The following is a 21912-nucleotide window of genomic DNA, read 5'->3' as shown; positions in this document are numbered from 1 at the left end:
ATGAAAATAGCACCAATTAGAGATGAAAAGGATTATCAAAAAGCACTCGACAGACTTGAGAACATTTTTGATGCAAAAAAAGGAACTGAGGAGGGAGACGAATTAGAGATCCTTTCAATTTTGATTGACCGATATGAAAATGATAATTTTCCAATTGGAATGCCAGACCCAATTGAAGCCATCAAGTTCCGAATGGAACAAATGGGAATGAAGCAAAAAGATTTAGCGGAGGTTGTTGGTTTCAAAAGTAGAGTCAGCGAAATTTTAAATAAAAAACGTAAACTGACCTTGGATATGATTAGAAAATTGAACACGACTCTTCACATTCCGACTGAAGTTTTGATTCAAGATTATTAACAAAAAAGCCAGTTGCTAACAATGGTAAGGTAACCGTTGTACAAACCTATAATTTTCAGAAAACATAATAAAAAACGTCCTTTTTAAGGGCGTTTGTTGTTTTGTTAGTTATTTAACATCTTAATATGGTATGCTACAAAAAAAGTCAGTAGATGACCACCTGAGGCGGAAAAAACTGAGCAACCTAAATTTAAGTTAAACTGAAAAGGAAAAATTTTAGACACACGTCATAACCTTAACTTTATTAATATTTCCTACTAACTTCAAAAGCAAAACGCTAAAGCCATAAGTTCTCATTTATTTGGCATAGTTACATAAAATCCGTTGTAAGCTGTATTTTTGTATACTCATATAAAAACCAGTTTATGGAACTTTATAACCTAATAGAACCCACTGCACCCAAAGTACCCATTCTTATAAGTTCGCCGCACTCTGGCACATTTTTTCCAGAGGATATCGCAAAAACCTTACAATCAGACCTTGTAAACCAACCAGACGACACCGATTGGTTTATAGATACTTTATACAATTTTGCGCCTAGTCTGGGCATTACCATGATTACTGCAAATTACAACCGTTGGGTAATAGACCTTAATCGTAACCCAGAAAGTAAACCGCTGTATAACGATGGGCGTGTAATAACAGGCTTAGTACCAACAACCAATTTTAACGGCGTAAGTTTATATAAAAACGACGTCCCCGACGAAACTGATATAAAATATAGAATCGCGCATTACTATACACCTTATCATTTAAAAATAGAAGAATTATTAAACACGATGCGTCAACAATTTGGCAAAGCAATCTTGTTTGATGCTCACTCCATTCGCAAACATGTTCCCGGTATTCAAGACGCGCCATTCCCTGATTTAATATTAGGCGACAATGATGAAACATCTGCTTCAAAAACAATTATAGACACGGCTTTAAAGGCGTTAAACACATCTGGCAAACAGGTAGAGCACAATCACCCTTTTAAAGGCGGTCACATTACTAGATCCTTCGGAAACCCTAAAAATAATATCCATGCGCTACAGTTAGAAATGGCTAAAACCAATTATATGGACGATTCCGAAACCCAGTATCACGAGCAACGTGCCAACAATATCAGAACGACACTCGATCACCTTTTTAACGAATTGATTAAAACTTTATAATGGAACACGCATATCTTTTTAAAGGCTTACTTACCGAAAATGGTTGGCTAGAAAACGTGAAAATTACGGTAGATAATCTTGGCAAAATAACTTCAATTACGCCCAATACACCCCTAACAACCGAAGAATGGGTTAATGGGTATGCCCTGCCGGGGTTCCAAAATGCCCACTCTCACGCTTTTCAATACGCCATGGCTGGGCTTGCAGAATACCACGAAGGGCAAAGTACACCAGACGATTTTTGGAGCTGGAGAACGGCCATGTATAATTTAGCCTTAAGTATTTCTCCAGAACAATTAGAAGCGATTGCCACCATGCTGTATGCCGAAATGGTGCGTCATGGCTATACCGCTGTAGCTGAATTTCATTATTTACATCACGACAAAAACGGAAAACCCTATACCAATCTAGCCGAACATGGAGAACGCTTAATAGCTGCTGCAAAAAATGCTGGTATTGCCATAACGCTTGTCCCCATGTTTTATCAAAAAGGTGGTTTTGGGCAACCTGCCGAAGACAAACAGAAGCGTTTTATATCGGCCCATATTACAGATTACTACAATTTATTAGAAGCCAGCAATCAGGCAACTGCTTGCTACACCAACGCAAATTTAGGCATTGGTATTCACTCGTTGCGGGCTGTTGAAGCCAACGCCATTATTGAAGTTTGCAATACCTTAAAAGATCATCAACCTTTTCACATACACATTTCCGAACAATTAAAAGAGATTGAAGACTGCCTTAGTTTTTACAATAAACGCCCAGTAGAGTGGTTATTAGAAAACTGTAACGTTAATAACAATTATCATTTAGTACATGCCACACACCTAAACAAGCAAGAGGTAGAAGGCATCGCTAAGGCGCAAGCCAATGTGGTAATTTGTCCAACCACCGAGGGTAATTTAGGCGATGGTTTATTCGCGTTCGCGCATTACAAATCCTTAGAAGGCCGTTGGAGTATAGGCACCGACAGCCATGTTAGCCTAAACCCTTTCGAGGAGATTAGACTATTAGATTACGGACAACGGCTTACTACACACAAACGCCACACCTTTTTTAAACCTAATTATGGTGATAGCGGTTTTAATGCCATAAAAATGGCTTGGACAGCAGGAAAAAAAGCAATGGGACAAACAACACAGGATTTTTTTAAAATCGGACAAGGTTTTGATGCGGTTGTTTTGGATGCCAATGCACCTTTAATAGCTAGCTCAAGCACCAAAAATTTATGCAACACTATGGTTTATGCTTCAGATCCTGCACAGATTTTAGGCACGATAGTTAACGGAAAATGGATTGTAAAACAAGGCATACATAATAAGAAAGATGAAATCACTTCTAAATTCATTTCCACAATGAAAGCTTTAGGATCTAGACTGTAAGTTCCCTAATCTCTTTTTATTTTGAGTTCATTATAAAAACAAAAAAACGGCCTACATCTGTAAGCCGTTTTTTTATTTTATAGATTATATACGTCTTAGTAAGACCACATATCTAACTCGAAATTTCTAATATTTTCTTTAATTCTATCAGATTCTAACAACTGCATTAAAGCGTTATCTTCTATATACTCGGTAACTTCTCTATCTCCATAAACATTTTCTTCTTTAAAAATGTAACCGTTAAAACGTCTGGAGTTTAAGATGTGGTCGAAAGAAAATGGCACTGCACTATTGTCGTTATTAAACGCTTTTGCATCGTGCAACACTTGTCTTGCATCTGGATAGAATACCCAAAATAAAGGAATTAATTCTTTAACATCGGTATCTATAAAGTTTACGTCTGGGGCCACTGGTGCTATCGCTAATAAACGATATTTTAACTCAGACTGACGCTTATCGAAATACCAAAGTCCTTTAATCCAATATTCTGTAATGTCGTAAGCAGAAATTTCGCGTCTTCTAATGTACTGCGGATCTACAACACCTTCGGCGTTAAACTGCTCGAATCCGATGTCTGTAGTATCTACTAAAACTAATGCATCTTTAATATCAGATAATGTTCTTTTAGTAGTAAAGTAAGAATCGTCGTAAATATTCTTGATTTTGTCTTGCTTTATACTTTTTAAAAGCACATCGTATAACGATCTTCTGTTGCTTCCAATATTATTGGTATCTACAGGATAATAAAGCGGGAAATTAACACGCTCGTCTAGCACAATTTTCTCCCATACCATTTTAGAAAACATCAGGTCTCGATCGTCTACATAACCATACTCTAATGGTTTATCGTTATCCATTGCCTTTTGGGCATCTGTTCGTAAACCAATTTCTTCTGGACTTTTAGCATTTAAAATATTTGCTTGAGCGAACGATGCCGAAGCGACCAAAATGCTACATAGGGTTAATAAAAAACTTTTATAATTCATTTGTTTAAAAATTTTAATTATTGCGCTAATATCTCTTTAGATACGCTTTTTAGTTTGATAATTCAATTAAAACTGGAGATACTTTCTTCAATTTGTAAGATGAATTATTACTAATTTGAGCTTTAATATCGAAAATAGTTACAGCATCACCACGTTTTGCTTTACGCAAAGCAGATTTAGCTCTATCGTTAAGTTTTGTTCCTCCAACAGAAATTGTTGGCTGTCCTGGTATTTTAATTTTGAACGATGTTACTGTTAAAGGTAAATCGAAATCGAAATCGTCTAATTTAGCACCAATAGTAGCAATCTCTAAGCTGTTACGTTGCATAGAAACGTTACCGTCTTCGCCACGAATAGTACCTGTAGGACTAGGGATATCTTTAATTCTGAATGTTGCTCTGTCGCTTACTTTACCACCATCTGGTAATGTACCGCTAACATTAATAGTTACCTCACGACCTTGACCTGGGTTCATAACATATTTACCAACACCTGATGCTTTGCTTAACCCTGGTGCACTTGCAGAAACTTTATTGTCTGCAATACCAGCGAAAGAAATTGTCATTGGGTTAGCAACACCACGATAAACTACATTCATTTTATCTGCAGAAATTGTAGCTGAGTTAGGTTTAGATACTGTTGCAAAAGTAGATTTTACAGGTACCTCTATTTGCTCTCCATCTTGTTCGAAAACTAATTTACCTTCAATAGTGTGTTCTCCTGGAGATCCAGTGCTAAAGTTTAATTTAACTTTACCATCTTCTACAGTATAATCCTTATCGGTTAACGCTCTACCATCTAATGTTAATTCTACCTTGTTTGGTTTTGTAGAACCATCTTTACGACCTAATACAATGTTACCATCGAAAGTTTCGCCGTTAAAGTAAGCCGATTTAGAAGTTTCTAATAACGTTGTATAGTTAGTCATAGACGCTTCTGCAGCTAATTGACCTGCTAACATTCTGTTTAAAATTTCAGAATCTGTTGTTTTAACATCGGCTTGTAACTGAGTGATTTTTGTTAATGATGCTACTAAAGGAAATCCTTTATAGTGGTAGCTCAACCAATCTACTTCATTACCATCTCTGTTTTCTACAGGGGTTGTGTTAAAAGTTTCTTCTACATCTTCTGCTAAAGGTGCTAATTTAGGATCTGTTTTTAAAATAGCAGACACACCGTCTCTAAACGTTGCAATTTGCTTTAAAAACTCTTCGCCTTCTGGCTTATAATTATCACCAATAAAAAAGTAATTGTCCAAGAAATCACCTTTATCCATAGTTTCGTAATCCTTAGGATTTTCGGTTTTAGCTAACATTTTAGATTTTAAGTCTTCTAAATAACTGTTAAAATCGTGAGCTAAAGTATTTACTTGGTCTGCCTTAAGTTTAAGTGGTTTAAACTTTTCTGGTTGCTCTTCTGCTTTCAATTCAAGACTGGAAAGTAAAGCGGTATTACGGTCTGTTGCCGCTTGGTTAGATTCAACCAATTTTTCGTTCATCAATCCAAATGCCGAAAGCACTTCTTTAGACATATTTAAGGCCAACATCGCAATGAAGATTAAATACATCAAGTTAATCATTTTCTGCCTTGCAGATAAATTTCCTCCTGCCATTTCTAATTAGGTTTTAAGTTAATAATTTCTAGAACTTGATATTCTAATTAGTTATTTTTTGTTCATTGCAGAAAGCATACCTCCATAAACACCATTTAATGATGATAAGTTAGACGCTAAAGATTGCATTTGATCTTTTAATTTTTGTGCATTCTCTACAGACTCTTGGTTGATTGTTGCTTGACGACTTACACTTTCTAATTGTACTTTGTATAAGCTGTTTAACGACTCCATTTGAGAGGCTGCTACAGACATTTCTTCGCCATATTTTTTAGTTGCTGCAATAGAATCTACTGTTGGGTTAATACCTTTTGCTGCACCTTCAAAGTTTTTAATGCTTTGGCCTAAGCTAGCCATTAATTCACCATCAATTTTAGCTTCTTTTAATAAGTTGTCTAATTTTTTAGATAATAAACCATCAGCATCTTTAGGCTCTTCTTTTTTAGCTCTTGCTGTTTTTTGTCCTCCAGATAATTCTGGGTATACTAAAGACCAATCTAATTCTTCTTCTACAGGCTCGAATGCCGATATTGCGAAAATGATTGCTTCTGAAACCAGACCAATAGTTAACATTACGTTACCTGTTAAAGGTCCTAATTCGAAGTGAGTAATTTTAAATAATGCTCCAATAATTACTACTGATGCTCCAAGGCCATAAGCCATGTTCATGAATCTTTTACTTGCTTTTGATTGTGCCATAATTTCTAATTTTAAGATTTAAGGAATTTCCCTAAATGTGGTTGATTAATTTTAATAATGAATAAAAGGGGTTTTAGTTTAATTTAATTATCGGTTAGAATTACTGGTAATATCTGTACCCATGTAATCTTGTACGGTTCTAAAGCCTATGTAACTTCTTGCAGAATCTGCGTATTCGTAATCTCTAGAACTTACTTGTAAAAAGTATGCAACATCTTTCCAAGATCCGCCACGCACCACTTTACGTTGGTTGCTTGGGTCGTTTACACTTGGATTAATGGTTGATGAATACTCGTAAGATGCTGGATCGTAAGACGAATGTACCCATTCGGACACGTTACCTGCCATGTTATATAAGTTATAATCGTTAGGCTCGTAAGACTTTGCCTCTACTGTATACAAAGCTTGGTCTGCAGCGTAATCACCTCGTAAAGGCTTAAAGTTTGCCATAAAACAACCTCTGTCGTTTTTAGCATAAGGCCCTCCCCAAGGGAATGTAGCAGCTTGTAAACCACCGCGAGCAGCATACTCCCACTCAGCTTCAGATGGTAATCTGAATGAGTTTACATACTGTCTCTTCTTATCTTTTTGATACGAATTTTTATATAAGGTTCTCCACTGGCAGAATGCATTGGCTTGTTTCCAGCTCACACCTACTACAGGATAGTCTCCATAAGCATCGTGCCAAAAATAATCGTTATGCATTGGCTCGTTGTAAGAATAAGCGAAGTCTCTAATCCAAGCTGTTGTATCTGGATACACTTCTACTTCTTCTTGTACAATAGCATCGCTACGTTTTAGATTTTTATTCTTAGCTGCCTTTTGAATATCTAAGTAGGTATACTGAAATTTAAACTTCGTAACATCCCAAGTACGCTGCCCGTTGTAAGATTCTTCTAAAGGAATATACATGGTATCCATTACTTCGGTATAATACTCGTCTGGATACTCTGCAGTATCAAAAACAAGATCTACGTTTTTGTTTAATTTTCTGCCTTCGTATCCTGTTGGGCCAAGACCACTATAGTTATCCAACATATACTTTTCGTAAACGGTCATACTTGCGGTATCTGCATCTGTAAATGCATACTCACCTATACCACCATCTTCTGGGGTTTTACCAACCTCGTCGGCCAAGATTGCCAAACGGGTTCTGATAATAGAATCGCGAACCCAATTTACAAATTGACGGTATTCGCTATTGGTAATTTCGGTTTCGTCCATATAAAATGCACGCACCGTTACTGTTTTTGATGGCGCATCCTGAATGGCTGCTACATCATCATCGGCTTTACCCATTATAAACGATCCGCCAGGAACTAGTGTCATTCCATAAGGCTTTTCTGGGTGCCATCTCTTTCCTTGTACTCCAACCAATTCTCCCCTATCTCCGGAGCCACAACTGGTTAATACTGCTAAAACAACTGTTAATAAAACAAACTTTTTCATATCCATAGAAAACTCGAGGTTATTATTAGTACCTAAATTTTTGTGAGCGTAAACATATTTATATATTTTCTAAAAAACAACTTTTTTGAGGAAAATTTACTCATTTCATCGTAAAAAACATGCATTTAATCGATGAACGGTACATTTCGTCTTGTTTTTATGCATTTAAACGCAATTTTTCTGATACGCTTTATACCATCTTTCTGGGATGATATTATTGCAAGCATCTAAATAATCTTGATGCATGCATGGTAATAACGTATGACGTTTTAATTTATTATTGATTTCATTCAAAAAAGGAATCTCAATCCACCAGCGTCCAGTTTTGATGCTTTTATAAAAATTGAGTTCTTGGGAGTCTACTAAGGTAATGAATTTTTGGTAGATATTTTCATCTTTAAAATCGGTATCGTTCACTCTATTATTGTAGCCTTCTATAAAATACCAGATCATTTGAGCTATTAATACACAGGTAATTTCGTCGTCTTTAGATGGTTTATACTCAAAAATCCCTAAAGCACTTACTTTATTACTGATCCCCGCATAGCGTGTAATGGCACAAATTTCTTTACCATCTAAACCATTTGGCGATACTTTTTGATTTAAACTAACTTCGGAAGCTTTCATAGCTCCCAAATCGACACTTACAATGTTGGCATCACGCATGGCTGGTTCTACCAAAGTAATATCGTTAGACACCTCGCCTAATCGATACGATTCGAAGTACAACTTCTCCATCAAATCTATTTCTTCTTGAGAATTGAAATAGGTTTGATAGCCTATAGTGGCGTAGTTGAATAAATTGTATGGTTCTTCTAAAATAATTTTACCTACAAAACTATCATTCTTCATAGGTTTTGAAGAATCCCCTAAATCGAATTTAGAATCGACATTAACAATATTTACCATAGGTATCAGGCTATCGAAAGCACGATACATTGGGTAAGTAAGATCTTGACTACCGCCTAGGATAATAGGAATAATATTGGCTTTCACCAATTCAGTGACAGTTTCCTTTACAGCAAAATATGTATCCTCTAGAGTTTCGCCTTTTGGTATATCGCCTAAATCGGCTACTACAGAACTCCAACTACCAGGAAACAATTTGTACAAGGCTTGCCTTACTTCGTTTAGGTTAAACGTTTCGCCAATATAATTAACATCGTTTCTATTTTCTAAAACACCAATAATTGCAATCGACACTTGGTCGAGCTCGGGAATACCATTTTGTTTGGTGTGAATTTTCAATTTTCTTCCAAAGGCCTGTGGCGATAATAGTTCTGTATGTGCTAAAACCATATCTGGTACAGGTACCAAGAAGTTAAGGTCTGCCATTTATTTCTTTTTTGCAGGGGTTTTCTTCTTTTTTGCAGCAGTTTTTCGTTTTGGCGTTTTAGCTTCAATTAAAGCTTTAGCCTCATCTAAGGTTATTTTAGTAGCATCTACTGTTTTGTCTAATTCTACTTTAACTTTACCTTTTATTACATTATGTCGTCCCCATCGGGCTTTTTCTACACGAATACCTTCGTCTTCCCAATTATGAACGACTTTATCTATTTCTTTCTGAATTTTTTCTTCTATTAATGTTACAATATCATCATCGGATAAATTATCCCAATCGTATTTCTTGTTTACATTAATAAACATATTGTTCCATTTTATATATGGCCCGAAACGGCCTTTACCTTTTTGTACTGGCAAATCGTTGTACATATATATAGGTGCATCGGCTTTTTGCTTCTCTTTAATAAGTACTATGGCATCTTGCAATTCCAAATCTAAAGCTTCCACTCCTTTAGGGATTGAAATGTAAGCATCACCAAATTTCACGTAAGGTCCAAAACGGCCATTATTAACCTCGACCGCCTGCCCTTCAAACTCGCCTAAAGCTTTTGGTAGTTTAAACAAATCTAAAGCCTCCTCGAACGTTATGGTGTTTAACTGTTGCTCTGGCGATAAACTTGCAAACTGCTTGTCTTCATCGTCTGCTGCACCAATTTGTGCCATCGGACCAAATTTACCTAAACGTACACTCACGGGACGTCCTGATTTAGGATCTGTTCCTAAAATACGCTCTCCAGATTCGCGATCGGCATTCTCCTGAACATCTTTTACATGTGGATGAAAATCTTTATAAAAATTCTTCATCATTTTAGTCCAGTCTTCTTTACCTTCAGCAATATCATCAAAATTCTCTTCTACTTTAGCCGTAAAATTGTAATCTAAAATGCTTTCAAAATGATTCACCAAAAAATCGGTAACAATCATACCAATATCGGTCGGTACCAGTTTACCTTTATCTGAGCCTACTTTTTCGGTGAGCAACTTATCTTTTACCTCACCATTTTTTAGAGTTATTTGAGTGTATTCGCGTTCCTCGCCCTCAATAGTTCCTTTTTCTACGTAATTTCTATTTTGAATGGTAGAAATAGTTGGCGCATAAGTAGACGGACGACCAATACCTAACTCTTCTAATTTTTTAACTAAAGAAGCTTCTGTATAACGATATGGCGGACGCGTGTAACGTTGTGTCGCAGTAATGAAACTATTCAACAAAGTCTCGTTAACTTTCATTGCGGGCAACATACCATCCTGCTCGGAATCCTCATCGTCTGTACCCTCTAGATACACTTTTAAAAAGCCTTCGAAAGTAATTACCTCTCCGTTAGCTGTAAACAATTCGCTATGGGTTGAAGCCGAAATTTTAACATTAGTGCGCTCTAACTCTGCTTCGCTCATTTGCGAGGCTATGGCTCGCTTCCATATTAATTCGTATAATCGTGCTTGATCGCGATCGATATCTACAGAATGTAAAGCAAAATCTGTTGGTCGAATAGCTTCGTGTGCCTCTTGTGCTCCCTTAGCTTTTCCAGTATAATTTCTTGGCTTAGAAAATTTCTTACCATATGCATTTTCAATCTCTGCCTGAGCTCCTTTTCGAGCTTCGTCCGATAAATTCACACTATCGGTTCTCATATAAGTAATAAGACCCGCTTCGTATAAACGTTGAGCTAAGGTCATGGTTTTACTTACCGAAAAATATAATTTACGAGCAGCCTCTTGCTGTAAAGTAGACGTGGTAAATGGTGCCGCAGGCGATTTTTTTGCTGGCTTTTTCTCTAAATCGGCAACTTTAAAACTTGCTGAAGCATTAGACTCCAAAAAGGCAAATGCCTCTTCTTTAGTTGCAAACGTTTTTGGTAGTTTAGCTTTAAAAGTCTGACCAGATTCGTTGGAAAATTCAGCATCTATTCGGTAAGAGGCCTCTGGAGTAAACGCTTGAATTTCGCGTTCGCGCTCCACAATTAATCGCACAGAAACCGACTGTACTCGTCCTGCAGACAAACCGCCTTTAACCTTACGCCACAATACAGGCGAAAGTTCGTAACCTACAATACGATCTAATACGCGGCGAGCTTGCTGCGCATCGACTAAATGATAATCGATTCCTCTAGGGTTTTCGATAGCCTTTTGTATGGCCGATTTAGTAATTTCGTGAAAAACAATACGTTTTGTTTTAGCCTTATCTAACTTTAGGGTCTCGGCTAAATGCCAAGCAATAGCCTCTCCTTCGCGATCCTCATCACTTGCTAACCAAACCGTTTCAGCTTTTTTAGAAAGGTCTTTCAATTTCTTTACAACGGCCTTTTTATCGCTTGAAACTTGATATTTCGGACTAAAATCGCCATCTACATCTACCCCTAATTCTTTAGAAGGCAAATCGGCAATATGCCCAAAACTAGATTCTACTTTATAATCTTTACCTAAAAATTTTTCGATCGTCTTGGCCTTTGCAGGAGACTCCACTATTACTAAATTCTTCGCCATTTTTATTTTTTTGGTGCTACAAATGTAAATCAAAAAAAATACATCATCCTAATTTTATACGCTTTCCGCACGATAATCTGCAAATAATAACTGCTTATTTACCAATTATTATCCTAAAAACAACACTGCGTTTTAAAGATTTTAAAGCTCTAATTCTTTAATATCATTTACACTTTCTTCATCGTTAAAACCGACAACGTGCTTATAAATAAAATAAATAGGTAAGTAAGAAAACGAACTTGTTAAGAACACACCCACAAAACACATTAATAAACCTACTATTTGAGCCAACACCCCGCAAACTAGAATAAGCCCAAAGGTTATCAACCATTTTTTATTACCAATTTTAAAGCTGGTTTTCACAATGTCTGACACCGTCATTTCTGGATTGAATGCAAAAACAACCACAAAAAATGATACTGGTACAATAGCATAAATAAGAGGTAATACACATAGCATTGTACATAAAACTGAAATAATCACCGTAACCAACGCCAACGTAATCAACTTTAGCAAATAAGGCTTCTTAAAGTAATAGAAATAATCGTCTTTAGTGTTTTCATTCAAATCTTTCTGCTTACAAATTCTGTAAAATGCAGCTTGCATTGCTAAACTTATGGCTGCAGCAAAAATCATAAACACTATAAAAACAAGAACAAATGGAATAAGTAAAATAGGGTTACTATCTATACTATTTTTAAAGGCATCGGGATCTATAATGTCTACCGCTATTAATGGCGTATAAATTATAAAGTAAAAAGGGAGCATTAAAGCCAAGGTAAGCACCAAGGTAATCAAGCCTTGCAACCATACTTTTTTAAAGAGCTCTATACAATTACTAAAAATTGTTCCAAAATCTAATTCTGGAGCTTGCGCGATTTTTTGTTCTATTTTGGTATTCATAATAAGGTTAGGTTTAGTTGGCTGTAAAAAAAGTACTTTTTAACAAAAAAACAAGAAATTTTAAACTGACACTTTGTCACTAAACTTAATTTTAATTGTATCTTTGCACACTTATTGACTGATACCTATTTTTTTCGGGGATAATTATGGAAAAGACTATAGATGAAAGCAAACAAGGTGAAGCCCTTGTACTTGAACAGAAAACGGAAAACAAACGTAAATTATTTATAGAAAGTTACGGCTGCTCTATGAATTTTAGTGATAGCGAAATTGTAGCATCAATACTATCAAACCAAGGCTATAATACCACGCAGAGTTTAGAAGATGCCGATTTAGTTTTGGTTAACACCTGCTCTATTAGAGATAAAGCAGAACAAACCGTACGCAAACGTTTAGAAAAATACAATGCTGTTAAAAAAATAAACCCAGGCATGAAAGTAGGGGTATTAGGTTGTATGGCCGAGCGTTTAAAAAGCAAATTCCTAGAAGAAGAAAAAATTGTAGATCTTGTTGTTGGCCCAGACGCCTATAAAGATTTACCCAATTTACTTGCCGAAGTCGATGAAGGCCGCGATGCTATAAACGTTATACTTTCTAAAGAAGAAACTTACGGAGACATCTCTCCCGTTAGACTAAACAGCAACGGTGTAACAGCCTTTGTTTCTATAACCAGAGGTTGCGACAATATGTGTACATTTTGCGTTGTACCATTTACCCGCGGGCGCGAACGAAGCCGTGACCCACAAAGTATTTTAGAAGAAATAAACGATTTATGGGATAAAGGTTTTAAGGAAATCACTCTTTTAGGCCAAAACGTAGACAGTTATTTATGGTACGGCGGCGGACTTAAAAAAGATTTTGAAAAAGCTTCAGATATGCAAAAAGCAACTGCTGTTAATTTTGCTAAACTTCTAGAACTTTGTGCCAAGGCCCAACCAAAAATGCGTATTCGTTTCTCAACTTCTAATCCACAAGATTTCACTTTAGATGTTATAGAAACCATGGCCAAATACAAAAACATTTGCAAACACATACACTTACCAGTGCAAAGTGGTAGTGACCGTATTTTAAAAGCCATGAACCGTTTACATACCAGAGAAGAATATTTCGAGTTAATAGACAATATTTATCGCATAATACCAGATTGTGCTATTAGTCACGATTTAATTGCTGGTTTCCCTACAGAAACTGACCAAGACCACCAAGACACCTTAAGTTTAATGGAATACGTTAAATACGATTTCGGTTATATGTTTTACTACTCCGAGCGACCTGGCACTTTAGCCGAACGTAAAATGGAAGACGACATTCCGCTGGACATCAAGAAAAAACGCCTAGACGATATTGTGCAATTACAACGTAAACACAGCGAAATAAGAACCCGAGCATATCTTAATTCTGAAGTAGAAGTTTTAGTTGAAAAAGAATCTAAAAAATCTAATGAACACTGGTCTGGAAGAACTTCGCAAAACACTACTGCCGTATTTCCTAAAGGCGACTTTAAAATAGGCGATTTTGTAACTGTAAAAATTACAGATTGCACAAGTGCTACATTAATAGGAGAAGGTATTGCATTATCTAACCTTTAATTTTAACCAAAAGCTAAACATCAATATATGGAATCAGTTCAAGCCATAAAACAACGTTTCGGAATTATAGGTAACGACCATAAACTTAATCGTGCCATCGAAAAAGCCATACAAGTGGCCCCGACAGATATTTCGGTTCTAGTTACAGGAGAAAGCGGTGTAGGTAAAGAAAGTATTCCTAAAATCATCCATCAGTTATCCCACAGAAAACACGGTAAGTACATTGCTGTTAACTGCGGAGCTATTCCAGAGGGCACGATAGACAGCGAATTGTTTGGACACGAAAAAGGTGCATTTACCGGAGCCACTCAAACCCGTAGCGGTTATTTTGAAGTTGCCGATGGTGGCACCATTTTTTTAGACGAAGTTGGCGAATTACCACTCACCACTCAAGTACGACTATTGCGTGTTTTAGAAAACGGAGAATTTATAAAAGTAGGTTCTAGTAAAGTACAAAAAACCAATGTACGTATAGTGGCTGCTACCAACGTAAACATGTTTGAAGCCATAGAAAAAGGAAAGTTTAGAGAAGATCTTTACTACCGTTTAAGCACTGTAGAAATAAGCTTACCACCATTACGCGATAGGCAAGAGGACATCCACTTACTATTCAGAAAGTTTGCGAGCGACTTTGCTTTAAAATATAAAATGCCAACGGTAAAATTAACCGATGATGCCGCTGCCCTACTTTTAAAATTTAGATGGAACGGTAACATTAGACAATTACGAAATGTGGCCGAGCAAATTTCCGTTTTGGAAGAAAACAGAACCATTAATGCTCAAACCTTAAAAACATACCTTCCAGAAACAAGCTCTAATTTACCCGCTGTTATTTCGAGCACCAAATCGGAAAGCGACTTTAGTAGCGAACGCGAAATTCTTTACAAGGTATTGTTTGATATGAAAAGTGATTTGAACGACTTAAAGAAATTAACCATGGAACTTATGAAACATGGTAACGATAAAAACGTTCAGAAAGACAACGAATCTTTAATTCAGAAAATTTACGGTAACGAATCGGATGCAGAATACGACGATACAACTTACGACAACAATACTGAAGACGATTTAGAAATCCTTTCCATACCAGAACCCGCCAATACCGCTTTAATAGACCCTAGTAATAATGCGTTAGACAAATATCATTTTGCAGAGGAAATTGAAGAAGAAGAAACATTATCTTTACAAGACAAGGAATTAGAATTGATTAAAAAATCGTTGGAGCGCCACCAAGGAAAACGTAAATTGGCAGCAGCCGAACTTGGTATTAGCGAACGCACATTATACCGAAAAATAAAACAGTACGACCTATAAAAGCATGAACATTAAACATTATTTTGTACTACTTTGCATAACAATTAGCCTAGTTGGCTGTGGTGTCTATTCCTTTACAGGAGCAAAAGTTAACCCAAACACAAAAACATTTCAGGTTAACTATTTTCAAAACAACTCTAATTTAATAGAACCTGGTTTAGATTTAGATTTCACGAATGCGTTAACCGATTTACTATTAAACCAAACCAATTTACAATTAGTAAAATCTAATGGCGATTTGGTTTACGAAGGCGAAATAGTTGAGTATAGAATTTCTCCAACTACAGCAACAGCTCAAAATACAGCAGCGCAAAACCGCTTAACCATTTCGGTTAATGTGCGCTTTTACAATAAGCAAGACGAAGATGCCGATTTCGAGAAACGTTTCTCGTTTTTTTACGATTACCAAGGCAGCGATCTATTAACAGGATCGACCAAAACTACTGCTCACGACGAAATTTTCGAACGCTTAACTCAGGATATTTTTAATGCTTCACTAGCGCAATGGTAATGTAAATATGACGCTTTCAGACTTTACAGACATATTACAACAGCCAGAAACCATAACAGCTACCCATACCGAGGCCTTGCAAAGTGTGCTCGAAGAATTCCCGTATTTTCAACCTGCTAGAGCATTGCATTTAAAAGGTCTAAAAACAACCGAAAGCTTCAAATATAATCAGGCACTAAAAACAACAGCAGCCTATACAACAGACAGAAGTATTTTGTTCGATTTTATAACATCCGAAGTGTTTCTTCAAAATGCCGTATCGGAATTTATAAAACAAAACACGGCGCATTTAAAAGATTTAGAAGTAAATGTAGACGATATTTCAGTAAACAAAAAAACATCTATAGACGATACTTTAAAACAACATATTGATGACACCGAAGGCGTATTGGATCCTGAATTATTTCAGCCAAAAGTAACGCCTTCAAAAATTTCTAGTTTTACTTTAGAAAGTCCAAATACTACCAACGCGACTAACAGCAACAGCAATCAATCTCCAGAAAGTGTTCTGGAAATTGGCAAGCCTCTAGAATTTAATAAAGCCGAAACCCACTCGTTTAACGAATGGTTAAAACTTGCCCAATTTACACCCGTTAACAGACCTGACACAGAAACATCTAGCAACACAGAAGACGAAACAGAAACGCAATCGTGCCCTGTTAAGGCTAAAAAATTTGAATTGATTGATAAATTTATTTCTTCTAGCCCTAAAATAGATCCTAAAAAATCGACAACTACTCCAAATCAAAATCTTGCCGAATCACAAATGATCCCTTCGGAATCGTTAATGACAGAGACTTTGGCCCGAATTTATGTCGAACAAAAAAACTATAAAAAAGCAATTCAATCTTATAACATTTTAAGTTTGAAATATCCAGAAAAAAGTGGTTTCTTTGCAGACCAAATTAAAGCAATAAAAAAAATACAAGAACAAAATACAAAAAACTAATGAGTACGTTTACTATATTTTTATTCCTAATCGTTGTCGTAGCCTTTCTATTAATTGTAGTTATTATGGTACAAAACCCTAAAGGTGGCGGATTATCGTCTTCTTTTGGCGGCGGCGGTTCTCAGCAAATTGGTGGTGTTAAAAAAACGACCGATTTCTTAGACAAAAGTACCTGGACATTAGCGACCTTAATGCTTGTTTTAATTTTATTATCTAACGTAGCTATAAACAGAGGTTCTGGCAGTGTTGAATCTAAAGCATTAGATACCGAGTCTACAGCGCAACCGTTACCAAACACGCCTGCAGCTCCGGCAACTACAACAGAAACACCTGCTACAGATGACAGTGCAGAATAAGCAAAACTCATTAAACTTATATAAAAAATGCCAACGTGTTTACGTTGGCATTTTTTGTTTCTGAAAGTTTGTCAGTCCTATTAACTTGGCATAATTTTCGAAATGTACAGTTCAGTAAATCATAAACTATTAAAAAAATATAATAACATGAGTAAAGTAAACATCACACCACTTGCAGACCGCGTTCTGGTAGAACCACTTCCTGCAGAAACTCAAACAGCATCTGGATTATTCATTCCAGATTCAGCACAAGAAAAACAACACAAAGGTACCGTTGTTGCTGTTGGTACTGGTAAAAAAGATGAACCACTTACTGTAAAAATTGGAGACACCGTACTTTACGGTAAATACTCTGGTTCCGAATTAAAACTTGAAGGTAAAGATTACCTAATGATGCGCGAAGACGACATCATGGCAATTATTTAATGCTTTTGGCTTTAGGCAGTAAGCTTTAAGCAATAGGCTTATGAGGGATTTTAAAAAATACGACATTTGGAAACTAAGTCATTCGCTTACTCTAGAAATTTACAAGTTAACCAGTAATTTTCCACAAGAAGAGTTATTTGGATTGACTTCGCAATTAAGACGAGCTTCCGCCTCCATCCCAACAAATATTAGTGAAGGCTGCGGAAGAGATAGTGACAAAGATTTCAACCGATTCCTCGCTATTGCTTTAGGCTCAGCAAACTAAGTTGAATATTTATTAATACTTGCGAAAGATTTAAATTACATCTTAGAGCAAGATTTTATTCAACTTAACCAAAACATTAACCTTATTAAGAAAAAAATATTCACTTTAAAACAAAAGTTAACCAAGTAGACAAAGGCCAAAAGCATAAAGCCTATCGCTTAACGCTTACAGCCTATTGCCTACTGCAATTTTAAAATAAAATGGCAAAAGACATAAAATTTGATATTGAAGCTCGCGACGGATTAAAACGCGGTGTAGACGCTTTAGCAAACGCAGTAAAAGTAACATTAGGGCCAAAAGGTAGAAACGTAATTATAGGACGTTCTTTCGGAGCTCCAAATGTAACTAAAGACGGTGTTTCGGTTGCTAAAGAAATCGAATTAGAAGACGCTCTAGAAAACATGGGCGCGCAAATGGTTAAAGAAGTAGCCTCTAAAACCAACGATCTTGCTGGAGACGGTACAACTACCGCTACTGTTTTAGCTCAAGCTATCGTTAAAGAAGGCTTAAAAAACGTTGCTGCTGGCGCAAATCCAATGGATTTAAAACGCGGTATCGACAAAGCTGTTGAAGCTATTGTTGAAGATCTAGCCAAACAAACCAAAGAAGTTGGAGATTCTTCAGAAAAAATAAAGCAAGTTGCAGCAATTTCTGCTAACAACGACGATGTTATTGGCGATTTAATTGCCATGGCGTTTGGTAAAGTTGGTAAAGAAGGTGTAATAACTGTTGAAGAAGCTAAAGGAACAGACACTTATGTAGATGTTGTTGAAGGTATGCAATTCGACAGAGGTTATTTATCGCCTTACTTTGTAACCGACAGCGAAAAAATGATTACAGATTTAGAAAATCCTTACATTTTATTGTACGATAAAAAAGTATCTACAATGAAGGATTTACTTCCTGTTTTAGAACCAGTAGCACAATCTGGAAAACCATTATTAATTATAGCAGAAGATGTAGATGGTGAAGCGCTTGCAACTTTAGTAGTTAACAAATTACGTGGTTCGTTAAAAATAGCTGCGGTTAAAGCCCCTGGTTTTGGAGACCGTCGTAAAGCTATGTTAGAAGACATCGCTATTTTAACTGGCGGAACAGTTATTTCTGAAGAAAGAGGATTTACTTTAGAAAACGCTACTGTAGACATGTTAGGTACTGCCGAGCGCGTATCTATCGACAAAGATAATACTACAGTAGTAAATGGTTCTGGAGATAAAGACATGATTAAGAATCGTGTTAACCAAATTAAATCTCAAATCGAATCTACAACTAGCGATTACGACAAAGAAAAGCTTCAAGAGCGTTTAGCTAAACTAGCTGGTGGTGTTGCTGTACTTTACGTTGGTGCTGCTAGCGAAGTTGAAATGAAAGAGAAAAAAGATCGCGTAGATGATGCCTTACATGCCACAAGAGCAGCTGTAGAAGAAGGTATTGTTGCTGGTGGTGGTGTAGCCTTAGTAAGAGCTAAAGCTGTACTTGAAACCATTAGCGCAGACAACGCCGATGAAGCTACAGGAATTCAAATCGTAGCTCGTGCTATCGAGTCTCCTTTAAGAACTATTGTTGAAAACGCTGGCGGAGAAGGTAGCGTGGTTGTTTCAAAAGTATTAGAAGGAAAAGACAACTTTGGTTACGATGCAAAAACTGAAGCTTATGTAGATATGCTTACTGCAGGTATTATAGACCCTAAAAAAGTAACACGTATTGCTTTAGAAAATGCGGCATCTGTATCTGGAATGATCTTAACTACAGAATGTGCATTAATCGACATTAAAGAAGATGCTCCTGCTATGCCTCCAATGGGTGGCGGTGGAATGCCTGGAATGATGTAAACCAAGAATTACATCTCTCAAGTTTTTTTAAATTTGAGTGAAATTAAATATGAAACGCTTCCTAATAATTTTAGGAGGCGTTTTTTATTTCATCTGAAGTTTCAAATCCCTCTTTTGTTTTTGTGGTTGTATTTTTAAACCCACCCATAAGGAAACTAGTCCGCAGAACAACCAAGTAATATCCACAAAAAAGGAATCCGTATACCCGAGTTTAAACGATTTCCAAAACCATAACCCAGAATGAATTCCATTAAAAACGGGAATCAATACTCCCATAAATCCAGCTAAAACCAAAGCATTTCTATTGATTTTAAAGTTGCTCTTTATAACAAATGAATATACCGTATATCCTACCCAAAAAGCCAGAAACAACCAACTGATCCAAACAAAACGCTGTGCCATTCCTAAAGGAAACGTTTTTGTTAATAGAAACATAAAGGCAATAGCAGGATATAGGCCTAAACAGGAACCAAGATAAATTGCACCAACATTTTTATTGAATTTCGCTTTATGCGAATAACTCTTTTTATCGCGTGCTACCAGCCAAATCATCACTCCCGAAATAATAACCACGCAGGTAAGCAATGCCAGTATAAAATACAGTACTTTTAACAAAATACCGCCATAATCTCCAAAATGAATAATATGAATAAAATCCCACGAGGCTTCGGTGTATAGAGGTGCTTCTGAAGCCGACTTGTACTCTAATAATTCATGATCGGAAATACGATAAATCATTTTATTATAATTATAAACACTTTCAATCCCTTCTGTACCTACATAAATTTCCAGCTCGGCATTTTTATCGTGATAATTTTTAATTGAAGCGTAAACACTTTCGATGTTTTTATTAGAAAAATCAGATAATATTAAATCAACCTCATCATTAATAGATAATTCCTCGTGATTATAATCGGACTTAATTTCTGAAGAAACCTCTTCTGTATTTTCTTCGGGAAGTATCGTATCTATAGGAACCGAAATTACAACTAACAAACAAAAAATAGCCCCTGTAATAGCGTACATAAGTTGAAAAGGCAAACCTATAATTCCTAGAGCAGTGTGTGCATCTGTCCAGAGGAGTTTAACAGTAGATTTTAAACGAAACGTAAAAAAGTTCGACACAATTTTTTTCCAATGCACAATCACACCTGTAATAGTGGCAAACAAAAAAAACACAGCAACAAGCCCTGCCAAATAAAAACCAACTGTAGGAATTTGATCGAAAAAATGAAGATCGTAAAGAAAGGTGCCTAAAGTCTTTTGAGAAATTACTTTATGGGCAGATGCCTCATACGTTTTATCGTTAAGATGTAGATCGATACGCCCACTAGCTTCCAAAGGATCAAGAATACCCAACTTACTTTTTACCAACGTAGTATCCCGTAAAGGCCGAGAATAAACATTAATGCCGCCATCATGCTCGTAAATACTCAGGTTTCGCCCATGCATATCGTAGCCAACTGCTTTAACCTTAGCAATCACTTTATCGTAATCTATTAAGGTAAGACCATGAGGTTTTTCATTAGCTTCCCAGCGGTCTATATTATGCATAAACAAGGTAAAAGCCCCTGCAAAGAAAATCACATAAAGCCCTATGCTTATAACAATTCCGCTTACTGTGTGTGTATTAAAAAACACATTATAATCTCTATTACTCATAGCATTTAAAACTTGTTACTTTGCTAATAGAATAACAATAGCACATAACGCTACAATACCTATTAAAAAAGACCATGCCTGCCAAACTTTAGGAAACCAATACGTGACGAGCATAAACCCAACCCAAACAATAAAACCAGAATACACAGCAGTAGCGAGCACTACCGATCTGTCTAACCAAGTTGCTAAAGCCGCATGTATAGCGACTGAAGCCAATAAACTCCCTAAAATAGCTGCCGTGAGTTTACCGAATTTGAACCAAGAAGATTGTGATAAATATTTTTTGTTTGCCGGCATAATTAAAAGTAAGTCATTATTAATTCGGTACTAAAACTTACCACAACGGTTAACACAATATGCATCCATTTAATAATTTTGAAAGGCATACAAATAACCACTAAACAAGCTAACACCATCCATAAAGATAAGCTAGTAAAAACACCAACCCCTAAACTTACTTTAGCAACAAAAATGAAGGTACTAAATAAAAATGCTGAGCCAGACAAAAGCAGGCTCAACATTTTATTTTTCTGTAATAAAAGCATAACGCCTGTTTTTTCTATCTCTACCCGATCTGAAATGGCATACAGGCAATACACCGATAGAAATGACAAACAAAATGCTAAGCTATACAT

At 36.3% G+C, this 21912-nt stretch carries 21 protein-coding genes; 11 read left to right on the top strand and 10 right to left on the bottom strand.

The genetic code is table 11. The annotated features are described in order from the left end of the window. From ACR9EA_RS02710 to hutF, 3 genes are all read left to right on the top strand, one after another. Positions 1-357 (top strand): helix-turn-helix domain-containing protein, encoded by a 357-nt coding sequence (locus ACR9EA_RS02710; protein WP_435137175.1) that lies wholly within the window; start codon positions 1-3, stop codon positions 355-357. 365 nt (positions 358-722) lie between these two features. Continuing rightward, positions 723-1514 (top strand): N-formylglutamate amidohydrolase, encoded by a 792-nt coding sequence (locus tag ACR9EA_RS02705; RefSeq protein ID WP_435137172.1) that lies wholly within the window; start codon positions 723-725, stop codon positions 1512-1514. Then, positions 1514-2896, top strand: coding sequence for a formimidoylglutamate deiminase (gene hutF / locus ACR9EA_RS02700; RefSeq protein WP_435137169.1), 1383 nt, complete (start codon positions 1514-1516; stop codon positions 2894-2896). Before ACR9EA_RS02705 ends, hutF begins: the two co-directional genes overlap by 1 nt. 95 nt (positions 2897-2991) lie before the next feature. Here hutF and gldN read toward each other — a convergent pair whose 3' ends face one another. The 7 genes from gldN to ACR9EA_RS02665 form a co-directional block, all read right to left on the bottom strand. After that, entirely contained in the window at positions 2992-3882 is an 891-nt protein-coding gene (gene gldN, locus ACR9EA_RS02695; RefSeq protein WP_435137166.1) for a gliding motility protein GldN, read from the bottom strand. Positions 3883-3931: 49 nt separating this feature from the next. Beyond that, on the bottom strand, positions 3932-5494 hold the full coding sequence (gene gldM / locus ACR9EA_RS02690; protein WP_435137163.1) for a gliding motility protein GldM: 1563 nt from the start codon (positions 5492-5494) through the stop codon (positions 3932-3934). A gap of 51 nt (positions 5495-5545) precedes the next feature. Then, positions 5546-6193 carry a gliding motility protein GldL gene (gldL, locus tag ACR9EA_RS02685; protein WP_435137160.1) on the bottom strand — a complete coding sequence of 216 codons (648 nt, stop codon included), beginning with the start codon at positions 6191-6193 and terminating at the stop codon, positions 5546-5548. Between the two features lie 87 nt (positions 6194-6280). Continuing rightward, positions 6281-7648, bottom strand: a complete 1368-nt coding sequence (gldK, locus tag ACR9EA_RS02680; RefSeq protein WP_435137157.1) for a gliding motility lipoprotein GldK — start codon at positions 7646-7648, stop codon at positions 6281-6283. 159 nt (positions 7649-7807) lie between these two features. Continuing rightward, positions 7808-8977: a formimidoylglutamase gene (locus tag ACR9EA_RS02675; RefSeq protein ID WP_435137155.1), complete on the bottom strand. Its 1170-nt coding sequence runs from the start codon at positions 8975-8977 to the stop codon at positions 7808-7810. After that, positions 8978-11470 (bottom strand): type I DNA topoisomerase, encoded by a 2493-nt coding sequence (gene topA, locus ACR9EA_RS02670; RefSeq protein WP_435137152.1) that lies wholly within the window; start codon positions 11468-11470, stop codon positions 8978-8980. A 141-nt stretch (positions 11471-11611) separates the two neighbouring features. Next, complete coding sequence (locus ACR9EA_RS02665; protein WP_435137150.1) at positions 11612-12373, bottom strand: hypothetical protein; 762 nt, start codon at positions 12371-12373, stop codon at positions 11612-11614. A gap of 146 nt (positions 12374-12519) precedes the next feature. Here ACR9EA_RS02665 and miaB point away from each other — a divergent pair, with 146 nt between their 5' ends. The 8 genes from miaB (at position 12520) to groL (ending at position 19615) form a co-directional block, all read left to right on the top strand. Continuing rightward, positions 12520-13962, top strand: a complete 1443-nt coding sequence (gene miaB, locus ACR9EA_RS02660) for a tRNA (N6-isopentenyl adenosine(37)-C2)-methylthiotransferase MiaB (RefSeq protein WP_435137147.1) — start codon at positions 12520-12522, stop codon at positions 13960-13962. 27 nt (positions 13963-13989) lie between these two features. Next, entirely contained in the window at positions 13990-15276 is a 1287-nt protein-coding gene (locus ACR9EA_RS02655; protein WP_435137145.1) for a sigma-54 interaction domain-containing protein, read from the top strand. Positions 15277-15280: 4 nt separating this feature from the next. Further along, a complete protein-coding gene (locus ACR9EA_RS02650) occupies positions 15281-15787 on the top strand; it encodes an LptE family protein (protein ID WP_435137142.1) in 507 nt (168 codons plus the stop codon). 7 nt (positions 15788-15794) lie between these two features. Then, a complete protein-coding gene (locus ACR9EA_RS02645; protein WP_435137140.1) occupies positions 15795-16736 on the top strand; it encodes a hypothetical protein in 942 nt (313 codons plus the stop codon). Further along, positions 16736-17092, top strand: coding sequence for a preprotein translocase subunit SecG (gene secG / locus ACR9EA_RS02640; protein WP_435137138.1), 357 nt, complete (start codon positions 16736-16738; stop codon positions 17090-17092). Before ACR9EA_RS02645 ends, secG begins: the two co-directional genes overlap by 1 nt. Positions 17093-17239: 147 nt before the next feature. After that, positions 17240-17518, top strand: coding sequence for a co-chaperone GroES (locus tag ACR9EA_RS02635; RefSeq protein WP_435137135.1), 279 nt, complete (start codon positions 17240-17242; stop codon positions 17516-17518). A gap of 40 nt (positions 17519-17558) precedes the next feature. Continuing rightward, entirely contained in the window at positions 17559-17783 is a 225-nt protein-coding gene (locus ACR9EA_RS02630; protein ID WP_435137132.1) for a four helix bundle protein, read from the top strand. A gap of 200 nt (positions 17784-17983) precedes the next feature. After that, complete coding sequence (gene groL / locus ACR9EA_RS02625) at positions 17984-19615, top strand: chaperonin GroEL (protein ID WP_435137129.1); 1632 nt, start codon at positions 17984-17986, stop codon at positions 19613-19615. An 84-nt stretch (positions 19616-19699) separates the two neighbouring features. Here groL and ACR9EA_RS02620 read toward each other — a convergent pair whose 3' ends face one another. The 3 genes from ACR9EA_RS02620 to ACR9EA_RS02610 are packed head-to-tail and all read right to left on the bottom strand — an operon-like array spanning position 19700 to position 21912. Further along, positions 19700-21277 (bottom strand): PepSY-associated TM helix domain-containing protein, encoded by a 1578-nt coding sequence (locus ACR9EA_RS02620; protein WP_435137126.1) that lies wholly within the window; start codon positions 21275-21277, stop codon positions 19700-19702. 15 nt (positions 21278-21292) lie between these two features. Continuing rightward, positions 21293-21574: a hypothetical protein gene (locus ACR9EA_RS02615; protein WP_435137124.1), complete on the bottom strand. Its 282-nt coding sequence runs from the start codon at positions 21572-21574 to the stop codon at positions 21293-21295. 2 nt (positions 21575-21576) lie between these two features. Further along, positions 21577-21912, bottom strand: coding sequence for a hypothetical protein (locus ACR9EA_RS02610; RefSeq protein WP_435137121.1), 336 nt, complete (start codon positions 21910-21912; stop codon positions 21577-21579).

The organism is Formosa sp. A9 (assembly GCF_051200825.1).
In the GTDB taxonomy this organism is placed as follows: domain Bacteria; phylum Bacteroidota; class Bacteroidia; order Flavobacteriales; family Flavobacteriaceae; genus Formosa.
This window is presented reverse-complemented; position numbering and strand designations above follow the sequence as displayed.